This window comes from Rheinheimera hassiensis (genome assembly GCF_022436675.1).
Classification (GTDB): Bacteria; Pseudomonadota; Gammaproteobacteria; order Enterobacterales; family Alteromonadaceae; genus Alishewanella; species Alishewanella hassiensis.
Window position 1 is genome coordinate 115,797 of the sequence record NZ_JAKUJZ010000009.1, and the last position, 21,146, is coordinate 136,942.

The following is a 21,146-nucleotide window of genomic DNA, read 5'->3' on the forward strand; positions in this document are numbered from 1 at the left end:
GTAGGCAGCAAAAACTTGGAGAATACAAATGAAAGCAGTAGGTTATCAGCAGTCACTAGCGGCAACCGATCCACAAGCTCTGGTGGACATTGAGCTAGCGGATCCGGTAGCGAGTGGTCAGGATATTCTGGTGCGGGTGCAGGCAATATCGGTTAACCCGGTAGACACTAAAATCAGAATGCGGGTTCAACCTGAAGCCGGCCAATACAAAGTGCTGGGCTGGGACGCAGCCGGCGAAGTAGTCGCGGTGGGGGAAGACGTCAGTTTATTTAAAGTGGGCGACAAAGTGTTTTATGCCGGTTCACTTACCCGCCCTGGCAGCAACAGCGAGCTGCAACTGGTGGATGAACGCCTGGCCGCAGTAATGCCCGAGAACCTAAGTTACGCTGAAGCCGCGGCCTTGCCATTAACCGCTATTACCGCCTGGGAGCTGTTGTTTGACCGGCTGGAAATTCAGCAACCCAGTTTAAAGCACCCGCGGCCTGTGCTGCTGATAACCGGTGCTGCCGGTGGCGTAGGCTCAGTGCTGGTGCAGCTGGCCCGGCAATTAACCACAGCAACCATTATTGCTACGGCATCCCGGCCTGAAACCAAACAATGGGTAACCGGGCTGGGCGCACACTACGTGCTGGATCATAGCCAGCCGTTGCTGCCACAGCTAAAAGCGCTGGATTTAAGCTGCGTAAGCCATGTTGCCAGTTTAACCCACACTGATCAGCATTATGCTGAGCTGGTGCAATTGCTGGCGCCGCAGGGCAAGCTGGCGCTGATAGACGATCCGGTTGGCGGCATTGATATTATGCCGTTAAAGCAAAAAAGTATTTCGCTGCACTGGGAGTTTATGTTTACCCGGGCCATGTTTGGTACGCCGGATATGAACGCGCAGCATCAGCTGTTAACAGATTTAGCGCGGCTTATTCAGCAGGGCCAGATTAAAACCACGCTAAAACAAACTCTGGGCAGTATTAACGCCAATAATTTGCGTCAGGCTCACTTGCTACTGGAAAGCGGAACCGCTATTGGCAAAGTGGTACTGGAAGGCTGGAACTGACAGGTTAAGGTGTACAGCAGCCAAATCTGGCTGCTGTTATACCGTCTGGTCAGGCAATTTGCTGATCGTCGTTCATGCCGCTATACCAGGCTTTAAATAACACTCTTTCAAGCGCCTGTTGCAACGCATCGTTAATAGGCAAATGTTGCTTACCCAGTTCATAATCCAGTTCGTTTACCTGCTCTTTGGCCATGATCATCATCGGTGGCGGATCAGATTCCAACGCTATCAGTGTGTCCTGATATGGCACTGGGTGGTCTGATTTAATCACCTTACACACCGACAAAGAGGTTTTACCCTGTTTATCGCGATAGCCTGAAGCGCCAAACAAGCGGCAAATACTGGGGCGCTGCTGGTACACACTACATTGGCCCTGTTTGCCGTCAAAGGACAGCTTCTGATAAAAAAAACAGCCCTGAGGCTCTGTTAACTCTTCGAGTTGTGTCAGTGTTTGTTCTGCTTTACCTTGATCAAACAAGTGTAATGCCAGCGGCAACATTTCCAGCACCGTCGCTTCTATCGTCGGTTGCAGACAGCATTCACCGCAGCCGCTGCGGCAATTTAAGCCACGCTGTTGCTGATAAGCTGAAAACGTTGTCGCTATTTCGCCATACACAGCCTCAACACGACGCGATAATTCACGCAGCCGCTGCATTAAAGACTCCGAACGAAATAAGTATAAATTTGGGTTTGCCTGTTAAGGAGCGACGAAATGTCGCCGAGCCATTGTACTGAGTTGTTCAATCTGTCAGCAATAGGCGCGGTGAAATATAGTTAGGCTTAAATGGATAATGTCAGCAGGGGCGAGGGGCGCGCTATGGCGTAGCCTTGCACATAATCTACTCCCAGCAGTTGCAGGGCGTCGCGTACGGCTTCGGTTTCAACATATTCAGCAATAGTTCGCATGCCCACAGCTTTGGCTACTTCATGGATAGATTTCACTATGGCTTTGTCGTATTGGTCGTCCAGCAAGTCACGCACAAAGTGACCGTCAATTTTTATAAAATCGGCCGGAAAGTGCTTCAGGTAACTGTAAGATGAAAAGCCACTGCCGAAATCATCCAGCGCAAATAAACAGCCCTGCTCGCGGAAGAACTGAATAAAGCTCAGCGTGTTTTGCAGGTTCACTATGGCCACGCTTTCAGTTATTTCAAAACAGATGCGCTGATAGGGGATTTGATAATCGGCAAACAGTTGCTGCACCTGTTCTTTAAAACCGCTGTCGACCAGCGAGCTGCCAGACAAATTAATACAGCAAAGCTCCAGTTGTTGCAGATGTTGTGGATTTTGCTGCAACCAGCGGAAGTAATGGCGGATAACCCACAGGTCGATTTGCGGCATTAAACCGAAGCGCTCAGCAGAGCTAAGAAAGCTGCCGGGGCCGATCAGGGTATTATCGTCACCGTGCAGACGTAACAACACTTCGTAATGCATGCCACTGTTTTGTTGCTTTAACGACTGAATGGGTTGCTGATACAAGACAAAACGGTCTTGTGCTATTGCATCACGCAGTTGCGCTACCCATTGCATTTCTGCCTGATGGCGCTGGGTTTCCAGATCGTTGCTGTCAAATAGCTGTATACGGTTACGGCCTTTATCTTTGGCGATACTGCAGGCGGCATTGGCCTGTTTAATCACATCATCGGCGACAACATCATTACCGCTGATTTCAGCAATACCAATGCTGATACTGATCGGGTAAATGCTGTCCTGCCAGATAAAACGGAATTCTTTAACGGCATCCAGCATACGGTAAGCCAGAGCAAAGGCTTCATTGGCATTTCTTCCGATTAACAGCACACCAAACTCGTCACTGTCGAGCCGGGCCAGCGGGCCGTTATGGCCTACAGTGCGTTTCAATACTTCGCTTAACTGCTTTAACAAAGCATTGCCGGCAGTATGGCTGCAGTTGTTGTTAATCAGTTTAAACTGATCTATATCGATATACAGCATGCAGCCTGCCGTAGCACCGCCTTGCTGACACAGTGCCTGTAGCTGCTGTTCAAAGTAAAAACGGTTGTACAGTGCAGTAAGGCTGTCGTGATTCGCCAGATAGGCTAGTTGTTCATGGGCCAGCTTTTGTTCGGTAATATCGATAACCGAGCCGTGCACAAAAGCATCGCGATCATTAACTGAGCGCGCCAGCCTGGCCGACATCAACGCCCAGAACGGACTGTTGTCGGCGCGTAAGCCCTGAATTTCAAAACTTTTGCTACTGCCTAGCTGTAACTGCCGTACCAGCATTTGCCGCTCGGCCGGATCGGCATAAAACCGAGCCATACCACTGTCACTCACGGCCTGCTTCAGTTCATCCAGAGTGTGGTAACCCAGAATATTCAGCAGGGCGTTGTTGGCATTTAACAGTTTGCCATCCAAAGTGGTGGTAAACATGCCTTCAACAGCATTATGAAAAATATCATGATACTGCTGTAACTGGTTGAGAGTCAGGTAGTTTGCGTCGCTTTGACGCGGTATTTTTTGTAAGCCAAAGCTGGTTAATGCCAGACTGAACAGCATTAATAATTGCAGCATGTATAGCCAGTCAAAGCCGGTATTAAGATAACCGGCCTGGCTTAGTGTCAGTAACAACGCACTGCACAGTGTAAATACACAGGCCCAGACAAAGGATCTGGCTTCTGGCTGGCCAGCCAGAGTAAAGCGGACAGCCAACACAATATTACTGCCAAGCACCCAGGCCAAAGCCAGAAACAACAGCACTACCCGCTGCGGGCCAGAGGCGTATAACGGGCTGAATAACAGCAACATAGCCGCAAAGCTGCTGGCGTAGCTAAGCCAGCGCCACAGCGGGCTGTATAAATGCTGTAAAGCATGATGAATAAACAGGTTCAGGCATAATAGTGCTGTACCCACGCTGATATATAAAATGGCCTGGTTTACTTCCGGGTGGCCGGGCCATAGCATCGCAAATGCCATGCCGTTAAGTACGGCAATAACCAGTGCGAAGCTGACAAAAAAGGCGCTGTAATACAGATAGTTTTTGGCTTTTAAGCGGAAAAACTGCACCAGATTATAAAATGCCAGCAGCAACAGCACGCCTTGTAACAGGCCATCCAGTATGGCGTCTTTTTGCGAGTAGGCAATAAAGCTGGTATAGCGCCACAGCAGTAAATCACTGGGTACAATAGCGGCGTCCTGTATACGGATAAAAATATCGGTTTGCTCATGGGCAGCAAGGTTCAGGCTAACCGCATAGCTGCGGTAGGGTAATGCCCGTTCTGTATAGGGGTAATCATTGCCTGAGCGGCTAAGCAGGCGAATGTCTTGTGTCTGGTTATTGCGTTGGTAGATTTCAATTTTATCTGCCATCGGAAAGTCATATTCCAGCACCATTTGTCGCTTCAGATGGCTGTTATTTTGCAGGCGGGCAAATAGCCATACCACCTGATCTTCGGCAAACAATATCTGCTGTGAAGGCGCCAGTAAGCTAAACGCATGCTGTTTTTCCGGGTCGGCTAAAATATCGTCCAGGCCCAGTTGCAACGGCGTAACTTGAAAATAGACCTGCTGCAACTGCTGCTGTTCTGGCAGCGGGCTGTTTAGCATGTTAACTTCAGCATGAAAAGCATGTGCAGGCAGGGTAAACAGCCAGATCAATAGCAATAAGCAGTAAGTGCCTGTTCTCACTGACAGCTTTCTCCGCAGCAGGTTGGAATGTTAATGAAATGAGCTGTGAACAGTAACATATGCCACGCTATGGTGTCAGCAAAAAACATTGTTTAGCGTGGTTTTGATGCGGATCAGCTAAAGAGTAGTTTATCCGGTTTGAGCAAGCAGCAACTTAGGTTATAACTAGATAAGAAAACAACAACACGGAGACATTATGAAACCACTGATACTGATATGCGGGCTTTTTTTGCTGGCAGGAGCGGCCAGTGCGGCTGACATCGCAGCCGGTAAAACCAAAGCGGCAGTATGTGCCGCCTGCCACGGCGCGAATGGCATTTCGATTATTCCTGATTACCCTAACCTGGCCGGGCAAAAAGTGAAATATCTGGAAAGCTCTATCAAGGCTTATCGCGATGGCGAGCGGAAAAACCCGATAATGTCACCAATGGCATCAGGGTTAACCGATGCTGATGTGGCGAATATCGCCGCTTATTTTGCCAGCTTACCGGCCGGTGGCTGATTATCAGCTGCCAGATAATCACTGATCTCATCAATAAAGTCAGCACCATAACGGGCCAGCTTTGTCTGGCCAACGCCTGATATTGCCAACAGGCTGCGGTTGTCTGTTGGCAACTGCTGACACATTTCAATTAAACTGGCATCGCTGAACACTACAAAAGGTGGTACATCGTCGCGCTGGGCAATATGTTTACGCAGGGTTTTAAGCCGGGCAAATAAAGCCCGGTCATATTGCTGTTTGCTCAGGCGCTCGGGTTCGCGTTTTACACTTTGTAGTCTGGGCACGGCCAGAGACAATTCGGTTTCGCCGCGCAGCACCGGACGGGCTGCCGGTTGCAGTTTCAATACCGAATGCGCAGTAATATCCTGCTGCAATAAGCCAAAATGAATAAGCTGACGCAAAATGCTCAGCCAGTAGTCATGGCTTAATTCTTTACCAATACCCCAGGTTGACAGTTTGTCGTGGCCCAATTCCAGCACTTTTTGGCTCTGGCCGCCGCGCAGTACATCAATAACATGGTGCATACCAAAACTCTGGCCAACACGATAAACACAGGACAGGGCTTTTTGCGCCAGTTCAGTGCCGTTAAATTGCTGCGGTGGCTGCAAGCAAATATCGCAGTTACCACAGCGGGTTTGCCGGGCTTCGCCAAAGTAGTTTAGTAACACCAGGCGGCGACAGGTTTGCGCTTCGGCAAAGGCGGCCATGGCCAAAAAGCGCTGCCAGGTCACTTCAGCACGTTGTGCGTTCTCTTCGGCGTCCAGCCAGCGTTTCATCCGGCCTATGTCTGCCGGATCAAATAGCAGCATGGCTTCGGCTGCAACGCCATCACGGCCGGCGCGGCCGGTTTCCTGATAGTAGGCTTCAATGGTGCGGGGTAGCTCAAAGTGCACCACGTAACGAATATTCGATTTATTTACCCCCATACCAAAAGCGACAGTGGCGACAATTAACTGGTAATCGTCACGCTTAAAGGCATCCTGTACGTTATTGCGCTCGTCGCTGCTAAGGCCGGCATGGTAAGCAGCCGCGTTAAAACCGCGCTGTTTTAGTTGTTCAGTAAGCTCATCTACTTTACGTCTTGAGCCGCAATACACTATGCCGCTGGCGCCGTCTTGCTGTTGCAGGTAGCTGACCAGTTGTTCCACCGGGCGAAACTTTTCCTGTACGGTGTAACGGATATTGGGCCGGTCAAAGCTGCCCAGATGCACTAAGGGTTGCTGCAGGTTCAGCTGTTGCAGAATATCCTGGCGTGTGGCGCCATCTGCTGTGGCGGTTAATGCCATTACCGGGACCGCCGGGAAACGCTGCTTTAATAATGCCAGCGCCATATAGTCTGGCCTAAAATCATGGCCCCACTGTGAAATACAGTGCGCTTCATCAATGGCAAACAGGCTGACACCCAAATCTTGCAGGCGGTCGAGAAATTGCGGTTGTAACAGGCGCTCGGGGGCAACGTACAGCAGTTTTAGCTCACCACGGCGCAGCCGGGCAAATACCTGCAGTATTTCTTCGCGGCTTTGGCTGCTGTTAATAAATTCAGCGGCAATACCATTGGCCTGAAGTGCATCAACCTGGTCTTTCATCAGTGACATCAGCGGGGATACCACTAAGGTGATCTGCGGCAGCAATAATGCCGGTAATTGATAGCACAACGATTTACCACCACCGGTTGGCATGAGCACAAAGCTGTCCTGACCCTGTAAGGCAGCCTGGATCACATCCAGTTGGCCATCACGGAATTCACTGTATCCAAAGGCTTGTTTTAACAGGGGCAGCAGATCGTCTATCACTTAATACCATCGGGTAACGAAAATAAGCCGCCATTCTAATGGCAAACGCGGTGCTCAGAAACAATAAATTCAGCTTATCCGCTGCAATGGTTTAGTTGGCTGACTAATTTTAGCCGTTAAGTGAGATGCTGGCCGTGCTTATTTGGGCGTATAATAGTGACTCATTTACCGGAGCCTGCCTGCATGTCGTTAAGTCGCGAACAAAAACTGGGGGGCATTTTCGCCGCCAGTGCTTACAGTTTATGGGGTGTCGCCCCGCTGTACTTTAAACAGATTGATTTTATTCCGGCAACAGAAATTCTGCTGCACCGTATCGTCTGGTCTTTTGTTTTGTTGCTACTGGTTGTGCTGGCGCTACGTCAGGGCGATAAAGTACTGGCTATTTTGCGTCAGCCTAAAATGCTTGGCTGGCTGTTGCTGTCGGCCTTATTGCTGGGCGGCAACTGGGGCCTTTTTATCTGGTCAGTAAATAATCACCACATGTTGGATGCCAGCCTGGGATATTACATTAATCCCCTGCTTAATGTGCTGCTGGGTATGATGTTTTTAGGCGAGCGGCTGCGCAAAATGCAATGGGCGGCGGTAGCGCTTGCCACCAGTGGCGTGCTGATCCAGCTGATCACCTTTGGCTCACTGCCGTGGATAGCGCTGACATTGGCTGGCTCTTTTGCTATTTATGGCTTAATGCGTAAAAAGCTGGCAGTAGATGCGATTACCGGCTTGTTTTATGAATCGTTATTATTGTTACCGTTGGCGTTATGGTACTGGTGGCAGTTTGCCGACAGCAGTGCGGCAAATTTATTAGCCAACAACTGGCAGCTAAATGGCTATCTGATGGCGGCGGGTTTGGTTACCACTGTACCGTTATTGTGTTTTATTGCTGGTGCGCGACGTTTGCAATTATCTACTATGGGCTTTTTCCAGTACATAGGCCCAAGCTTTATGTTTGTATTTGGTGTCTGGCTGTATCACGAGCCGTTTGCCGCAGAGCGTTTTGTTACCTTTGGTTTAATTTGGCTGGCGTTATTGCTGTATACCGCTGATGCCTGGCAATTTAACCGCCAGCGCCGGCTGCAGGCAAAACTAAAATAGCGTAAGCTTAAAACGGGCACAATAAAGGAGCATTATGATGGCCGGTACCATTGATTTAATTGCTGTTATCTGGTTTTTTGGCTTATGGATTGGTTATACCTTATTTGCCAAACGCCGCGCAAAAGTGGTGTCTTGCTTGTCGTTTGAGCTGCGGCGTAAACGCAACGACTGGATGCAAAAGATGCTGTTGCGCGACAATAAAATGGCCGATGTCGGGCTTATTTCTACGCTGGAGCGCAATGTCACTTTTTTTGCATCCAGTACTTTACTGATTCTGGCTGGCTTGCTAACGGTAATGACCGCCGCAGACAAGCTGAGCCTGATGTTATCTAATTTGGTGCCCTGGACTAACTACAGCGAAAGCGCGGTACAACTGAAGCTATTGTTGCTGGCGTTTATTTTTGTGTTTGCTTTTTTCCAGTTCACCTGGTCATTACGCCAGTATGGTTTTTGCGGTGTGTTAATTGGTGCCGCGCCTGATGGCCGTGATATGACAGTTGAAGACCAAAAATTATATGCCAACCGTGCCGCTAAGTTAGTTGATCAAGCGGGGCATTCGTTTAATTACGGCTTACGCTCTATTTATTTCTCGTTGTCAGCGTTAACCTGGTTTATTGACCCAATAATTTTTATGCTGGCATCGGTAGTGGTTATGCTGGTTATGAAGCACCGCGAGTTTCATTCTAAAGTGCTAAAGGCATTGCAGGAGTGTTGAGCTAAGATGCAAAATGCCCGGGGCTGCAACTGCAATCCCGGGCATTTGAACAAACTAAGCCGTTAGTCAGCTTAACCTGTTTAGTTCTGGCGGGTCTCAAAAGCACGCACTACGCGCGATACGCCATCAACATGGCGGGCAATATCTACTGCTTTGGCCGCTTCTTGTTCGGTAACCAAACCCATTAAAAACACTTCAGCGTTTTCTGTTACCACTTTAATATTCAGGCCGCTTACCTGCTCATCTGCCAGTAATTGCGTTTTTACTTTGGTTGAGATCCAGCTATCGCGGGTGCGGGTGGTCATGGCGGTGTTGTTACCCAGGCGGATCTGGTTTTGTACATCACGTACACCATCAATGTTACCAACCAGTGCCTGGGCTTTCTGGCGTATGGCTTCGCTGGACGTTTGGCCGGTAAGCAGCAGCACACCGTTATAACTGGTCACGTTGATATTACTGCCCTCAGCTGTGCTGGCATCATCAGATAACGCGCGCTTAGCTTTTAGTACCACATTTTTATCATCAATTTGCGCACCCAGAGTGCGTCTGTCATTGGCTGATGTTACCGCAGTGGCGCCGCCGGCAACCACAGCAGCGGCACAACCTTGCAATAACGCCAGCAGTGTACAGGCACAGACTAACTTTAGCGTATTCATAAATCTCCTTGTTGTGGGAACAACGTCATATCGATCAGTTCGCACAGACTGTGCAGTAAAAAGGTATAGCATTCAAAGATCCGGGCTGGCCGGTGTACCGGCACTTTCAGCTCAACATCTTGTTGATTCAGTAAACCAGACAGCTCGCCACTGCTGTCTACCGTCAGGGCTATCACTTTCATGTCGTTGGTTAATGCTGCTTCGACGGCTTTTATTAAACTTGGTTCGGCGCCGGTAAGTGAAATAACCAGCAGTACATCGTTACTTTGCCCCAGCGCCTTGATTTGCCGGGCCAGATAATCCTGCTGATGGCAATGTTGCAGGCTGTGGTTATGCGGTAACAACGCCAGTGCCGGTAGTGTCGGGCGTTCGGTTTCAAACTGGTCCAGCAGCAGCTGGGCAAAATGGTTTGCCAGCGCACTGGTGGCACCTTCGCCGCAACAAATAATTTTGCCGCCGCTAATCAGGTTATTCACAATAACACAGGCGGCATTTTCCAGTGGGCCAGCCAGGCTTTCGCCAGTGGCTATCATGGTTTGAATATTTTCGCTAAACAGCTGGCGAATATGCTCTTGCATCAGGGTATCCTGCTTGTTGTACTACTGCGTAATCGCATTTTTTATCCATTGATACTGATATGGCGGCTGGCCTTCAATCGCCAGCACATCAAGCCTGCAGGCGGTATCGCTTAATTTGTGCTGTTGTAAATACCAGCGGCTGGCGCGCAGCAGCTTTTGCTGTTTGGCCGCAGTAACGGCTGCAATAGCACCGCCAAATGCAGTGCTGGCGCGGTATTTTACTTCAACAAATACCAGTGTGGTGCTGTCACGCATAACTAAATCTATTTCACCGGCTTTACACTGATAATTTTGTTGTACCAGCTGTAATCCCTGGCGCTGCAGATACGCCATAGCAAGTTGCTCATACAGCTGGCCTAGCTTATTCATCTGTTAATCATGGCTCCTGCACCGCCGATAACCGGCTATTACGGTAACTGGCCCAGCTTAACTGGCGCACTATGCTGCCATCCGGGTTAAGCCGCAGCTGGCCGGTCAGGCCAGGAAACACCGCAGACGGTAATTGCTGCTGCTGGCGCAGGCTGCCCACCAGTTTGAAGGCATCATACCCCATGGCGAACAAGCGCTGCAGAGTTTCATCCTGTTCTTTAAACAATTGCTGGTATTGTGCCCGCAACTCGACTGAACTTTGCTCGCCCAGCATCCAGGGCATTTCGGTAAAAGTAAGGCCGTTTAAATCACGTAAATCTGTGCTGCTAAGGCTGGTACTGTGGCTGCGCGAACTGGCATAAATAGGCAGCCGTGGTGCTGTCGGGCTGACAGACACATCGACAAAGGGTTTAAATAACTGGGTTTGCACCGGATCGGCAATCAGGTAGATGGCATCAATATCTAACCGGCTGTGTGGTTCGGTTTCCAGTTTTTGCGGCACCAGGCTATTAATTTGTTTTAAGCGCTCACGGCTGCGGTCGGTTTCCAGCAAACTGGCAATCAGCCCTTCCAGATCTTCTTTGCTGTTAAACTGATAGCTTTCTGCCGGCGGGTGGCCCAGTTGCTGCCACTGGCGGCTAAAGTGCTGCTGCATCCGTACCGCGATGTTGTTCGCTGCACTGATCACTACCGGGCGGCGGTAACTTTTTTGTTGAAACAGTTCGGCCACCTGCGTAGCTTCGTCTTCCATACTAAGGGCGAAATAAAATTTATCTTTAGCATCAGTTTTATTGCTGTCGTGGGTATTCAAAAACAGCGTTGGCCAGGGCCAGTCGGCTTCGTTGCTAATGGTGTCGACCTGATCTTTTAATAAAGGCCCGATGACAAATTCTGCCTGCAAGGCGCTGATCTGCTCACGCAGTGCTGCGGCGGGTTGTTGGCTGTCGATAAAAACTAACTCGGCATTGTTAGCACCGGCTGCGGCCAGAATACCGTACTGAATAGCCTGTGCATGCTGGCGGAATTGGCCTTGAAGCGGCAACAACACAGCAATTTTTGCTGGCTGAAACGGTTGTAAGCTAAACAGCTGCTGCACGGCTTCGGGTAGCTGCTGCAATGGCGGCATATTGCTGTAGCGGCGCTGCCAGTCAGTAAAGGCTTGCTGCAAGGCTTCAGGCTCACCAATATGACGCCGGCTTAGCTGCGCCAGATTAAGCCAGGCCAGTGTATTTTGCCGGGCATTTACCCGCAGGCTTTCCAGTTGGCTGTCGCTAAGGGCGCTCAGATTCCGCCAGAGTAAGTCATTGTACTGTGGGTAGTCGGCGCTGATATCGGCGTATTGTTCCAGTTGCAACAAGCTGCGGCTGGCGGCCAGATAACGGCGTTGTTCACTGTGGTAGCTTGCGCTGAGCCAGAGAAATTGGGCCTGATCGGCACGGGCAACATCTTTTATGTCGGTTTTTTCCAGTAAGTTGCTCAGGTTTGCCTGCTGGCCGGTAGCAATATATGCCTGCAGCAATGGCAGCAGGTTTTGCTGGCGGATCAGTGGAAACGGGCTTTGCTTCAGGTTTTCACAAATGGCCAGAGCCAACAGGTAATCCTGCTCAACCAATGCCTGGCGCGCCGCTTTAAGCAAATGATAATGTTGCGGCTCGGCCTGATAATTCGCCGCCAGTTGGTATAGCTGACGGGCAGCAACACCGGTTTTGACCTCGCCCTCGGCCACAGCTTCACTGCGTAGCGGGGTATCGGTCTGGCGCTGTTGCGGGCTTTGCGCGCAGCTGCTTAGCACGCCTGCGGCGCAGAGAAATAACAAAGGCTTTAATTTGCTGGAAGTCACAATGCACAGTACCATAGCGAAACAATGGTCTTATCTTACTGAGACTACCGGTTAAGCTCAATTAAATAGCGTACATTAATCATCAAATGGCAAAAGATAACGGTTTTTTATATGTAGTGGCGACGCCAATAGGCAATCTGGACGACATCAGCCAGCGTGCTATTGATACCTTAAAGCAGGCCGACTGGATAGCAGCAGAAGACACGCGCCATACCGGGCGCTTATTATCGCATCTTGGTATCAGTGCCAAAACCATAGCACTGCATGATCACAACGAAAAGCAGCGTGCCGCCAGTATTATCCAGAAATGCCTGGCCGGTGAGCATGTGGCATTGGTATCAGATGCCGGAACGCCACTGATCAGCGACCCCGGTTACAGTTTAGTGCGCCAGTGCCGTGAAGCCGGTGTGCGGGTAATTCCCATTCCCGGCCCTTGTGCGCTGATCACCGCCTTGTGCGCCGCTGGCTTACCAACGGATAAATTCCATTTTATCGGCTTTTTATTGCCCAAAAGCCAGCAGCGGCAAAACCAGCTGGCAGACATTCCGGCCGGTGTCGGCACTATTATTTGCTACGACACCGCCAGACGGATTAAAGACACGTTACAGGATGTGGTTGCTGTGTTTGGCCCTGAGCGCGAGCTGGTACTGGCCAAAGAGCTGACTAAAACCTTTGAGCATCTGGAATATGGCACCGCAGCGCAAATTACCGCCTGGCTCGAAGCGGATCCGCAGCGCTGCCAGGGTGAAATGGTATTAATGATAGCGCCAACACCCAAAGCCGAAAGTGAAGTAAGCGAGGCTGAACTTGGCACACTTAAACTGTTGTTAATCGAGTTGCCGCTGAAAAAAGCTGCGGCGTTAACGGCACAAATTCATGGTGGCAAGAAAAACGCTTTATATAAAGTGGCATTGCAATTGTCTGGTGAAACCGAATAAAACCGGTATAATCGCCGCCGTGAGTTGGCCAAGACAATCGCTGCCTGCGCAAGCAGGGGGAGGAAAGTCCGGGCTCCACAGGGCAGGGTGCCAGGTAACGCCTGGGGGGCGTGAGCCTACGACCAGTGCAACAGAGAGCAAACCGCCGATGGCCCGCGCAAGTGGGATCAGGTAAGGGTGAAAGGGTGCGGTAAGAGCGCACCGCGCGGCTGGCAACAGTTCGTGGCACGGTAAACTCCACCCGGAGCAAGATCAAATAGGCCCCCTTTGGCGCGGCCCGCGTTGGGGGCGGGTAGATTGCTTGAGGCTTAAGGCGACTTAAGTCCTAGAGGAATGATTGTCACTCTGGCAACAGAGCACAGAACCCGGCTTAACGGCCTGCTCACACCAAACACCATAAAACCGCAGCTGTAACAGGCTGCGGTTTTTTTATATCGTACAGGCAGAAAAAAGCCCGCATAAAGCGGGCTGAAAAATCACCAGGAACGGTGGGTTTAGAAATCGAAACCTACGGACAATTGCAGGCTACGCGGGTTGTAGAAACTACGGGCTTCGCCAAAAGTGGTATTGGTTACCACAGGGTCAAAGTTATAGCCGGTTTGACGGTCAAATACGTTAAACAGATCAGCCCTGAAGCGCAGCACATATTTATCGGCCAGGGTAAAGTTTTGCGTATAGCTTAAATCAAGTTGCCAATGGCTTGGGCCACGGCGGCTGCCTGCTGGCTCACCGTAACGGCTGCTACTGGAGGTAGATCCATAGTAACTGCCATCCCAAGCTTCCCAGGCTGCGCCAGACTGGTAAATAAAGTAGGCGCCAACGTTGGCTTCCCAGTCAGTGGTGTAATAACCAAACACTTTAAATAAATGCGGTTTGTCTGCTGCCAGGGTGCCGTAGCGGTTATCCCACGAATAACGGCCAAAGCCATCGCCATAAAATGAAGAGCCTAAGAAGGTATTGGCATCATTGCTGGTGGTGGTATTGTCCTGATCGAAGTTACCGTAGAAGTGGCTCCAGACATAAGAGGCATTCAGGTAAGTGCGGTCACCAAAGTATTCAGCTTCCAGGCTGACTTCCCAGTATTTAGTCTGGCCGTCATCTACTTCAGCGATGACATAAGTGGTAGGTGATGCGTTGCCGATACCATCCATGCGCTCAGCCAGATCTGGAATAAACAGACCTTTCTCGGCGATATGCGCCGGTACGCCAGGTGCCTGGCTGCTTGCAGGATAGGCGGCTATACGTCCATTGTTAGGCATATCTTCCCAGAAGTGCGAGCCGTAACGGTAGCGGGTATGGCCTCGCAACTGCAGTCTGTCAGTAATGGCTTTGGTAGTACCCAGGGTAATTTCGTCAATCCGATGCGGTTTCATATTGTCGGCAAATAACTTGCCGGATGAACCACTGGCTACGCCAGACGCCAGGAAGTTGCCATCAGCATCAAAGTAACTTCTTAGTGACGCCTGAGTATTACGATCCCATGATGCAGCGCGGGCTAAAGAGCTGGCTTCGGGGTTATAGCTGGCATAGTTGGCGAAAACCGTGTCATCGCCATCATAACGCCAGGTAACGCCCAGCCTAGGCTGAATCATATCTTTCCAGTCAAAAGAGTACATTTTGTACTTTTCGCCGCGTGCCAGTTCAAAGCCCGAGCCATTGGCAGAGTTCGGGCTTAAACCCTGGCCATACAAAGTATCTTTACTGATCAGCACACCAATGTTGTAGATAAAATCGCCATGTTCAATGGTGTCGTTAATCTCAAGGTTCAGTGACTTAATAGATGAGAATATCGGCGATACCGTTTGGCCTTGCTCATTTAAAAAGCTCATTTGCTCAGTGCTGGCAACGTAATACACATCGCCACTGTTTATGCCGGTAACGGTACTGTCTAATGCTAAGTCAGCTTTGCCGCCATTATAGGTAATAACCCCCCAGCCGTTTGACAGCCGGCTTAGCTCTTCTTCACTTTCGTTGTATTTCAGGCCGATGTGGATACTGTGAACCAGTTCATTGCCAATAATTTCATGGTCCAGTGCCAGCTCTATACTGTCACGGAAAAAGTTCTGGTTGTTAAATTGCGAATAGGCACCAACACCACCACCACCTTTCCTGACACCATCTTCAACGTAACCGTAGCGGTCAATTAATACCTGTGCGCCGGGGTTAAACACGGCTGCCTGCGCGTTATCGGCTGCTAACAGTGAAGGTACGCTGATGTAACCCATTTGCTCCAGGTTATCGATATCCAGTGAGCCTCCTGTTTCAGGTACCAGGCCCAGAATAACATCGGGCCGGCCACCGGTTTTCAGTTCAAACTTACTGGCCTGAAAGCTAAGTGTGGTGTAATCGCCTAATATATAGGTGCCATCAAAGGTAAATATTTTCTGAGCTGCGGTGCCACCTTGCGATACCGAATCGGCTTCAAACTGGCCAATACTGTCACCAACTTCTTCTTTGTCAGAGTCGCGATAGCTGGCGTTTAACAGCAAGTCATCAGTAGCAGCCCAGGTTAACTTACCGAAGTATTCATCACGTTCGCTTTTATATGGTTTTACAGCTCCATAAGCAGTAGTTCTGCTGCTGCCTTCTTCCTCTGGCCGGTAATACGAGCCATAAAAAAACAGCCGGTCTTCAATTAACGGCCCGCTAAGGCTGGTGGTCAGCCAGGTTTTATCTCTGTCTTCAATAACGCCATCTTCCGGTGTCGCAGAGAAACTCTTATTCTGAATTTTATAGTCGATGTTACCTTTGAACTCATTGGTACCCGATTTAGATTTACTGTTGATTGAGAAGCCACCAGAGCGGTTAAAACCGATGGCTTTGGCACCACCACGCTCAATTGATACCATTTCAATATCGTGGGTAGAAGGCTCAGACGCCAGGTTACCAAATAGCGGCATAGACACATCTACACCATCAAAACCATACTTGTTATGTGCACCTGAGCCGCCCGCTGCAGGGCCAAGAGTCTCAGCTTCAGAATACTGTACGCCCGGCACGATTTTCAGCATATCGCGGTAATCCTGACCAATAGGCAACGAGCTAACTACTTCAGCACCCAGCGAGGTTCCCAGCGCTGCATTAGTAGATTGCGCCATCAGCGGCGAGCCTACAATCTGGATAGTTTCAATATCAGATGTTTGTGGTTGTAAATCCACGTTCACGTTGGACGTTTGGTCCAGCAGTACCTCTACTTCCATGGTTCTGACAGAGCCGTCGGCTGCGGTAATGGTTAGTGTGTAGCGACCGGGGATCAGCAGCGGTAAGTTAAAGCTGCCGTCTTCACGGGTTTGTACAGTACGCGGGCGGGGCAGTACCGGGCTGGATGCCACAACGGTAACGCCTTCAACTGAAGTGCCTGTTTGCTCGGTCGTTACTTTACCTCTGATACCGCCTGCTTGCTGAGCTAAGGCCGGAGCACAAGCTAACATGCCAGCAAGTACAAGCGCCGATACTGTTTTCGGTGAGCTAAAAGCGCGCTGCGTTGCGCAGGCTAAGCGGCTTTTAGCCAGGGTATGCTGTGTTGACTTCATCACTTTCTCTCCTGGATTTACAGTTGTGTCTTATTTTTTATCGCTATCCGTTTTTCGGGTTCTGATCGCCCGCTTCTGATGTTTGTTGGCAGATGTTTATTTTCTGCTCAAAATTAACATAGCAATATTTTATTTCTTTTGAAAATAATTTATGCTGATTTTTAAAAATAATTGGAATATTTCATTCCTTGGCAGTATGGTTATGCCAATTGATGAGTGAAAAAAGTATGAAAAACAACGTATTTGAAGGAGTCTGAATGAGAAAGCTGTTATTGCTGCTGTGTTGCTGGTGCAGTGCAACTGTTGCAGCCTTTGCTGAACAACAGTTTAGTACTGATGTGCCATTGCTGCGGCAGGAACAGCTGAACAGCACTTTTTGGCAGACGAAACTCACCGGTGCCGACAAACTGTTGTTAAGTACTGAGCAAATAGCCGGGCGTAACCAGCAAACGTTTAACCAGCAGAGCGAAATGCAGCTGTTGCAAAACCTGCCCGCGCATTACAGTAAAAATGAGCTGACGGCTATGTTACAGGCTGCCAGTAGCGCACCTGAAGCGCCACGCTTTTATGCAGATGGCAGTGAGGTAACGCCAGAGCAGTGGCAAGGCTACACAGCTTTGCTGGCGCAAAAGCAGATTAAACCACAAACTGCAGTGCAGTTTGGTTTGGTGGTTAAACGCACCGCGCTGCGGGCTTTTCCTACTGATGACCGGATTTTTAACGCGCAGTTAAATACCGACCTTGATCGCTTTGCTGAAACCGCATTGTTTGTGGCCGATGCCGTGGCGGTGTTGCATCAGAGCCGCGATAAAACATGGCTACTGGTACGCAGTTTTAATTATACCGGCTGGGTTAAAGCCGCTGATATTGCTATTGGCAGCAAAGAGCAGGTATTTGCCTACACCGCTAAGGCACCTTTTCTGGTAACGACCGGGGCTAAGGTGCGCACTGCATATAACCCTGATGTAGACGCTATTTCTGAATTGCAGCTGGATATGGGCATCCGTTTGCCACAACTTAGCGCCGCTGAAACCGGCTTTAAAGTGCATGGACAGAACCCGGCGGCGAGCTATATCGTGCAGTTACCGCTGCGCCGGGCAGATGGCGGCCTGGCCTTTACGGCTGCGCTTATTCCACGCTCCGAGGATGTACATCAGGGGTATTTGCCGTTTACAGCCAATAATATTGTGGCACAGGCGTTTAAATTTTTAGGTGAGCGCTACGGCTGGGGCCATGATTACAATGGCAGGGACTGCACCGGCTTTATTTCAGAAATTTTTCGCAGCTTTGGCTTTTTGATGCCACGTAATTCCGGCCAGCAGGGCAGCGGAACTTATGGCAGCAATATCCGGTTTGACAGCCAAAGCAGTAAAGAGGACAAGCTAACTGCAATAAAGCAGGCACAGGTTGGCGATTTATTCTATTTCCCCGGCCATGTATCACTGTATCTGGGCATGCAGGATGAGCAGCCTTTTATGATCCACGATGTAAACACACTGGTGTATCCGACAACCAATGATGGGCTTTATGTCGGTACCCTGAACGGTGTAGTGGTTACGCCCTTATTGCCATTAAATGCCAATCCGGAGCAATCTTATCTGGATGCGCTCTATGCTATTAAATCACTGCGTTAACAGAGGCAACTATGAAAATAACTGATATCAGACTGGGTATGTTACGTGTGCCTCTGAAAACCCCGTTTAAAACTGCACTGCGCACCGTAAATACCATCGAAGATGTGGTGGTGATGGTGGAAACTGACACCGGCCACATTGGTTACGGCTCAGCACCCGCCACCGCGGTGATTACCGGCGATATTCATGGCTCTATCATTGAAGCTATCCGCTCGGTGATTAAGCCTAAAATTGTTGGGCAGGAAGTGGCTGATTTAAACCATATTGTCCGCCTTATTCAAAACTGTATTATGAAAAATTACAGCGCCAAGGCGGCGGTAGAAATGGCAGTGTATGACTTGTTTGCGCAGTTATATAAAGCACCGCTATATAAAATACTTGGCGGCGGCGTGCCTAAAATAACCACCGATATCACCATCAGCGTGGATTACATAGACAAAATGGTGGCGGACTCGTTAAGCGCGATTGACCGTGGTTTTGAAACGCTGAAAGTAAAAGTGGGCAAAGATATTGGTGTCGACATTGAGCGTGTTAAAGCTATATATGCTGCGGTGGAAGGTAAGGCGTTAATCCGGCTCGATGCAAACCAGGGCTGGACAGCAAAAGAGGCGGTATATGCGCTGCATAAACTTGAAGAGGCCGGTGTGCGACTGGAGTTGGTAGAGCAGCCGGTAAAAGCCTATGACCTCGAAGGGCTTAAATATATTACTGAACGTGTGCATACGCCGGTAATGGCCGACGAAAGTAGTTTTGGCCCGCGAGAGGTAATTGACCTTATTAAGATGCGTGCTGCCGACATTATTAATATTAAGCTGATGAAAACCGGCGGTATTGCCAATGCTATTAAAATTGCCGATATCTGCTCGTTTTACGATATGCAGTGCATGATAGGTTGTATGCTCGAAGGCAGTATCAGCGTTGCAGCTGCAGTGCATGTGGCGGTAGCAAAATCAGATGTTATTACCAAAATTGATCTGGACGGGCCGTCGCTGTGCTTGTTTGACCCGGTAAAAAGCAGTGTGAAGTTTAACGATGCCGATATCACCATTGAAGATGCACCGGGACTTGGCATTACCGCTATAGATGGGCTGGAAATGCTGCCATAAGGCTGTTATAGGTTTTCCAACAGATCCGGCAGCTTGCTGTTTTCTTCCAGCTGGTAATCATTATTCAGCTGCTGGCACAGCAATAAGTAAACAATATGGCACAGGTGCTGCTGTGCCAGTTGCACCAATATCGGGTTAAGCCGCACATTTTCATCACCATGCAGCACAAACAGCGCCAAATCTGCCGCCAGGCTCAGCGCATTGGTTTTATAACTGGTAAGGCTGATAATACGAATTTGCCGCTGGCGGGCAAATTTGGCCAGTTTCAGCAAATCGTTATTCTGGCCAGACTCTGACACCAGCAGCAACACACTGTTGGTGCTAAGCATACTGGTTAGCTGCAATGCAACGGCCGGATCACTGTTGGTCAGTGCCAGCTTACCCAGTTGTAGTAAACGGTACTGCATATCATGGGCTACGATGCCGGACTGGCCAAAACCCGCGATCAGAATTTTATCCGCCTGCGACAGCAAGTCGGCTACATCCAGCAAGGTTTTTTCGGCGTTAATTTCCAGTAAGGCGCGAAAATGATGCTGCAGGCTAAACTGCAATTGTTCTACCAGTGTTAGCAATGTATTAGGCTGAGGCTGATGTTCATTGGTATCACGCTGCAGGGTCGATGCTGTAATAACGGCTTCACTTACCGCCAGCTTTAAATCCGGGTAACCTTTGTAGCCCAGTTTCTGGCAAAACTTTACCACGCTCGACTGGCTGATCCCCACGGCATCGGCCAATTGTTGCGAGGAGTAGTCGCGCAGCAAATGCGCGTTGTCTAAAATAAAATCTGCCAGCTTACGTTCAATCACTGACATTTGCTCCAGCATGCCGCGAATTTTCAGTAAACACACCATAGTACGATCTTCCTTTTTGCCGGCTGCTGCATTGAGCGGGAATTTGTTATTAATACTTAGCTTCAGTATTGAATAATTTATTCTGACTTGGCAAGTCACTGTTGCAAAAAGCACTAACACAATATCGGCAGGGCCACGTTTACACTGTTTTGATCGTGCAGCTTGATCTGCACCCCACTTTTTTCCACCAAAATCATCATCTTTGCTACAGAGCTTATTTTTACTGTGGTTGCAATCGATCAATCGGCACTGTTTTTACCTTGACAAGGGGGAAAGCGGCACCCTAAACTGTGTCGTTGTGGGGATTTGTGGGTAATAGTGGATCAAATTGGGTTACCCCCAAGCCAAAGCTGTTAAATAACATACTCAGGAAGCTTAATGTTTCGTGGCTCATTTACGTTGACACTGGACGAGAAAGGCCGGTTAGCGCTACCCGCACGCTACCGCGAATTTCTGCTGTCTGACTGTCAGGGCCATCTGATATGCACCATTGACCTGCACGACCCCTGCTTATTGTTGTACCCGCTGGCAGAGTGGGAAGAAATAGAAGAAAAACTCAAACGCCTGTCCAGCTTAAACCCGCAAGAACGCCGCTTACAGCGCGTATTGCTGGGTAATGCCACTGATTGTGATATGGACAAAAGTGGCCGTATTTTATTGCCTGCTCCTTTACGGCAACACGCGGGCCTGACCAAGGGTATTCGTTTGGTTGGCCAGTTAAATAAATTTGAAATCTGGGATGAAACAGCCTGGCATGAGCGGCTTGCTGCAGATATTGCATTAGAGCAGGCTCAGGCCGGTGATGTTGAACTGTCAGAGCGATTACAGGACTTTGCACTGTAA

Annotated in this window: 17 protein-coding genes and 1 other RNA gene; 9 read left to right on the forward strand and 9 right to left on the reverse strand. The window is 49.5% G+C overall.

Going from position 1 to position 21,146, the window contains the following annotated elements; translation table 11 throughout:
- The first annotated feature begins 28 nt into the window (after positions 1-28).
- The gene (locus MJX74_RS18560; RefSeq protein ID WP_240224503.1) at positions 29-1,051 is read left to right on the forward strand and encodes a zinc-binding alcohol dehydrogenase family protein; all 1,023 of its coding nucleotides are present in this window, start codon (positions 29-31) and stop codon (positions 1,049-1,051) included.
- Between the two features lie 49 nt (positions 1,052-1,100).
- Here the strand turns inward: MJX74_RS18560 and MJX74_RS18565 are convergent, their stop codons facing one another.
- Entirely contained in the window at positions 1,101-1,706 is a 606-nt protein-coding gene (locus tag MJX74_RS18565) for a YkgJ family cysteine cluster protein (RefSeq protein ID WP_240224504.1), read from the reverse strand.
- Positions 1,707-1,831: 125 nt separating this feature from the next.
- Complete coding sequence (locus MJX74_RS18570) at positions 1,832-4,696, reverse strand: EAL domain-containing protein (RefSeq protein ID WP_240224505.1); 2,865 nt, start codon at positions 4,694-4,696, stop codon at positions 1,832-1,834.
- A gap of 196 nt (positions 4,697-4,892) precedes the next feature.
- Between MJX74_RS18570 and MJX74_RS18575 the strand changes: the two genes are divergently transcribed.
- On the forward strand, positions 4,893-5,198 hold the full coding sequence (locus tag MJX74_RS18575) for a c-type cytochrome (RefSeq protein ID WP_068233418.1): 306 nt from the start codon (positions 4,893-4,895) through the stop codon (positions 5,196-5,198).
- On the opposite strand, the gene recQ is transcribed toward MJX74_RS18575, so the two are convergent.
- Positions 5,168-6,991, reverse strand: a complete 1,824-nt coding sequence (gene recQ, locus MJX74_RS18580) for a DNA helicase RecQ (protein ID WP_240224506.1) — start codon at positions 6,989-6,991, stop codon at positions 5,168-5,170. The genes MJX74_RS18575 and recQ overlap by 31 nt on opposite strands.
- A 183-nt stretch (positions 6,992-7,174) precedes the next feature.
- On the opposite strand from recQ, the gene rarD reads away from it, so the two are divergent.
- Complete coding sequence (gene rarD, locus MJX74_RS18585) at positions 7,175-8,083, forward strand: EamA family transporter RarD (RefSeq protein WP_240224507.1); 909 nt, start codon at positions 7,175-7,177, stop codon at positions 8,081-8,083.
- 34 nt (positions 8,084-8,117) lie between these two features.
- Positions 8,118-8,798: a DUF599 domain-containing protein gene (locus MJX74_RS18590; RefSeq protein ID WP_240224508.1), complete on the forward strand. Its 681-nt coding sequence runs from the start codon at positions 8,118-8,120 to the stop codon at positions 8,796-8,798.
- An 80-nt stretch (positions 8,799-8,878) separates the two neighbouring features.
- Here the strand turns inward: MJX74_RS18590 and dolP are convergent, their stop codons facing one another.
- From dolP to MJX74_RS18610, 4 genes are read right to left on the reverse strand one after another with little or no spacing between them, the layout of a single operon-like run.
- Positions 8,879-9,454 carry a division/outer membrane stress-associated lipid-binding lipoprotein gene (gene dolP, locus MJX74_RS18595; RefSeq protein WP_068233402.1) on the reverse strand — a complete coding sequence of 192 codons (576 nt, stop codon included), beginning with the start codon at positions 9,452-9,454 and terminating at the stop codon, positions 8,879-8,881.
- On the reverse strand, positions 9,451-10,032 hold the full coding sequence (locus tag MJX74_RS18600) for an SIS domain-containing protein (RefSeq protein ID WP_240224509.1): 582 nt from the start codon (positions 10,030-10,032) through the stop codon (positions 9,451-9,453). The genes dolP and MJX74_RS18600 overlap by 4 nt, the downstream gene beginning before the upstream one ends.
- 21 nt (positions 10,033-10,053) lie before the next feature.
- Positions 10,054-10,401 (reverse strand): YraN family protein, encoded by a 348-nt coding sequence (locus MJX74_RS18605; RefSeq protein WP_240224510.1) that lies wholly within the window; start codon positions 10,399-10,401, stop codon positions 10,054-10,056.
- A 7-nt stretch (positions 10,402-10,408) separates the two neighbouring features.
- Positions 10,409-12,241 carry a penicillin-binding protein activator gene (locus tag MJX74_RS18610; RefSeq protein ID WP_240224511.1) on the reverse strand — a complete coding sequence of 611 codons (1,833 nt, stop codon included), beginning with the start codon at positions 12,239-12,241 and terminating at the stop codon, positions 10,409-10,411.
- 86 nt (positions 12,242-12,327) lie between these two features.
- Here MJX74_RS18610 and rsmI point away from each other — a divergent pair, with 86 nt between their 5' ends.
- Positions 12,328-13,179: a 16S rRNA (cytidine(1402)-2'-O)-methyltransferase gene (gene rsmI, locus MJX74_RS18615; protein WP_240224512.1), complete on the forward strand. Its 852-nt coding sequence runs from the start codon at positions 12,328-12,330 to the stop codon at positions 13,177-13,179.
- A gap of 20 nt (positions 13,180-13,199) precedes the next feature.
- Positions 13,200-13,568, forward strand: an RNA gene (rnpB, locus tag MJX74_RS18620) — RNase P RNA component class A.
- A gap of 105 nt (positions 13,569-13,673) precedes the next feature.
- On the opposite strand, the gene MJX74_RS18625 is transcribed toward rnpB, so the two are convergent.
- A complete protein-coding gene (locus MJX74_RS18625; RefSeq protein WP_240224513.1) occupies positions 13,674-16,712 on the reverse strand; it encodes a TonB-dependent receptor in 3,039 nt (1,012 codons plus the stop codon).
- Positions 16,713-16,969: 257 nt separating this feature from the next.
- On the opposite strand from MJX74_RS18625, the gene MJX74_RS18630 reads away from it, so the two are divergent.
- Positions 16,970-18,346 (forward strand): NlpC/P60 family protein, encoded by a 1,377-nt coding sequence (locus MJX74_RS18630; protein ID WP_240224514.1) that lies wholly within the window; start codon positions 16,970-16,972, stop codon positions 18,344-18,346.
- Between the two features lie 11 nt (positions 18,347-18,357).
- Positions 18,358-19,452, forward strand: a complete 1,095-nt coding sequence (locus MJX74_RS18635; RefSeq protein ID WP_240224515.1) for a dipeptide epimerase — start codon at positions 18,358-18,360, stop codon at positions 19,450-19,452.
- Positions 19,453-19,457: 5 nt separating this feature from the next.
- On the opposite strand, the gene MJX74_RS18640 is transcribed toward MJX74_RS18635, so the two are convergent.
- Positions 19,458-20,303 carry a MurR/RpiR family transcriptional regulator gene (locus MJX74_RS18640; protein WP_240224516.1) on the reverse strand — a complete coding sequence of 282 codons (846 nt, stop codon included), beginning with the start codon at positions 20,301-20,303 and terminating at the stop codon, positions 19,458-19,460.
- A 378-nt stretch (positions 20,304-20,681) separates the two neighbouring features.
- On the opposite strand from MJX74_RS18640, the gene mraZ reads away from it, so the two are divergent.
- Entirely contained in the window at positions 20,682-21,146 is a 465-nt protein-coding gene (gene mraZ / locus MJX74_RS18645) for a division/cell wall cluster transcriptional repressor MraZ (RefSeq protein ID WP_068233371.1), read from the forward strand.

What these genes read in the sequence shown, in the direction of transcription:
- MJX74_RS18560 (WP_240224503.1), top strand. Translation starts at nt 29, where the DNA reads ATGAAAGCAGTAGGTTATCAGCAGTCACTAGCGGCAACCGATCCACAA.
- MJX74_RS18565 (WP_240224504.1), bottom strand. Translation starts at nt 1,706, where the DNA reads ATGCAGCGGCTGCGTGAATTATCGCGTCGTGTTGAGGCTGTGTATGGC.
- MJX74_RS18575 (WP_068233418.1), top strand. Translation starts at nt 4,893, where the DNA reads ATGAAACCACTGATACTGATATGCGGGCTTTTTTTGCTGGCAGGAGCG.
- rarD (WP_240224507.1), top strand. Translation starts at nt 7,175, where the DNA reads ATGTCGTTAAGTCGCGAACAAAAACTGGGGGGCATTTTCGCCGCCAGT.
- MJX74_RS18590 (WP_240224508.1), top strand. Translation starts at nt 8,118, where the DNA reads ATGATGGCCGGTACCATTGATTTAATTGCTGTTATCTGGTTTTTTGGC.
- dolP (WP_068233402.1), bottom strand. Translation starts at nt 9,454, where the DNA reads ATGAATACGCTAAAGTTAGTCTGTGCCTGTACACTGCTGGCGTTATTG.
- MJX74_RS18600 (WP_240224509.1), bottom strand. Translation starts at nt 10,032, where the DNA reads ATGCAAGAGCATATTCGCCAGCTGTTTAGCGAAAATATTCAAACCATG.
- MJX74_RS18605 (WP_240224510.1), bottom strand. Translation starts at nt 10,401, where the DNA reads ATGAATAAGCTAGGCCAGCTGTATGAGCAACTTGCTATGGCGTATCTG.
- rsmI (WP_240224512.1), top strand. Translation starts at nt 12,328, where the DNA reads ATGGCAAAAGATAACGGTTTTTTATATGTAGTGGCGACGCCAATAGGC.
- MJX74_RS18625 (WP_240224513.1), bottom strand. Translation starts at nt 16,712, where the DNA reads ATGAAGTCAACACAGCATACCCTGGCTAAAAGCCGCTTAGCCTGCGCA.
- MJX74_RS18630 (WP_240224514.1), top strand. Translation starts at nt 16,970, where the DNA reads ATGAGAAAGCTGTTATTGCTGCTGTGTTGCTGGTGCAGTGCAACTGTT.
- MJX74_RS18635 (WP_240224515.1), top strand. Translation starts at nt 18,358, where the DNA reads ATGAAAATAACTGATATCAGACTGGGTATGTTACGTGTGCCTCTGAAA.
- MJX74_RS18640 (WP_240224516.1), bottom strand. Translation starts at nt 20,303, where the DNA reads ATGGTGTGTTTACTGAAAATTCGCGGCATGCTGGAGCAAATGTCAGTG.
- mraZ (WP_068233371.1), top strand. Translation starts at nt 20,682, where the DNA reads ATGTTTCGTGGCTCATTTACGTTGACACTGGACGAGAAAGGCCGGTTA.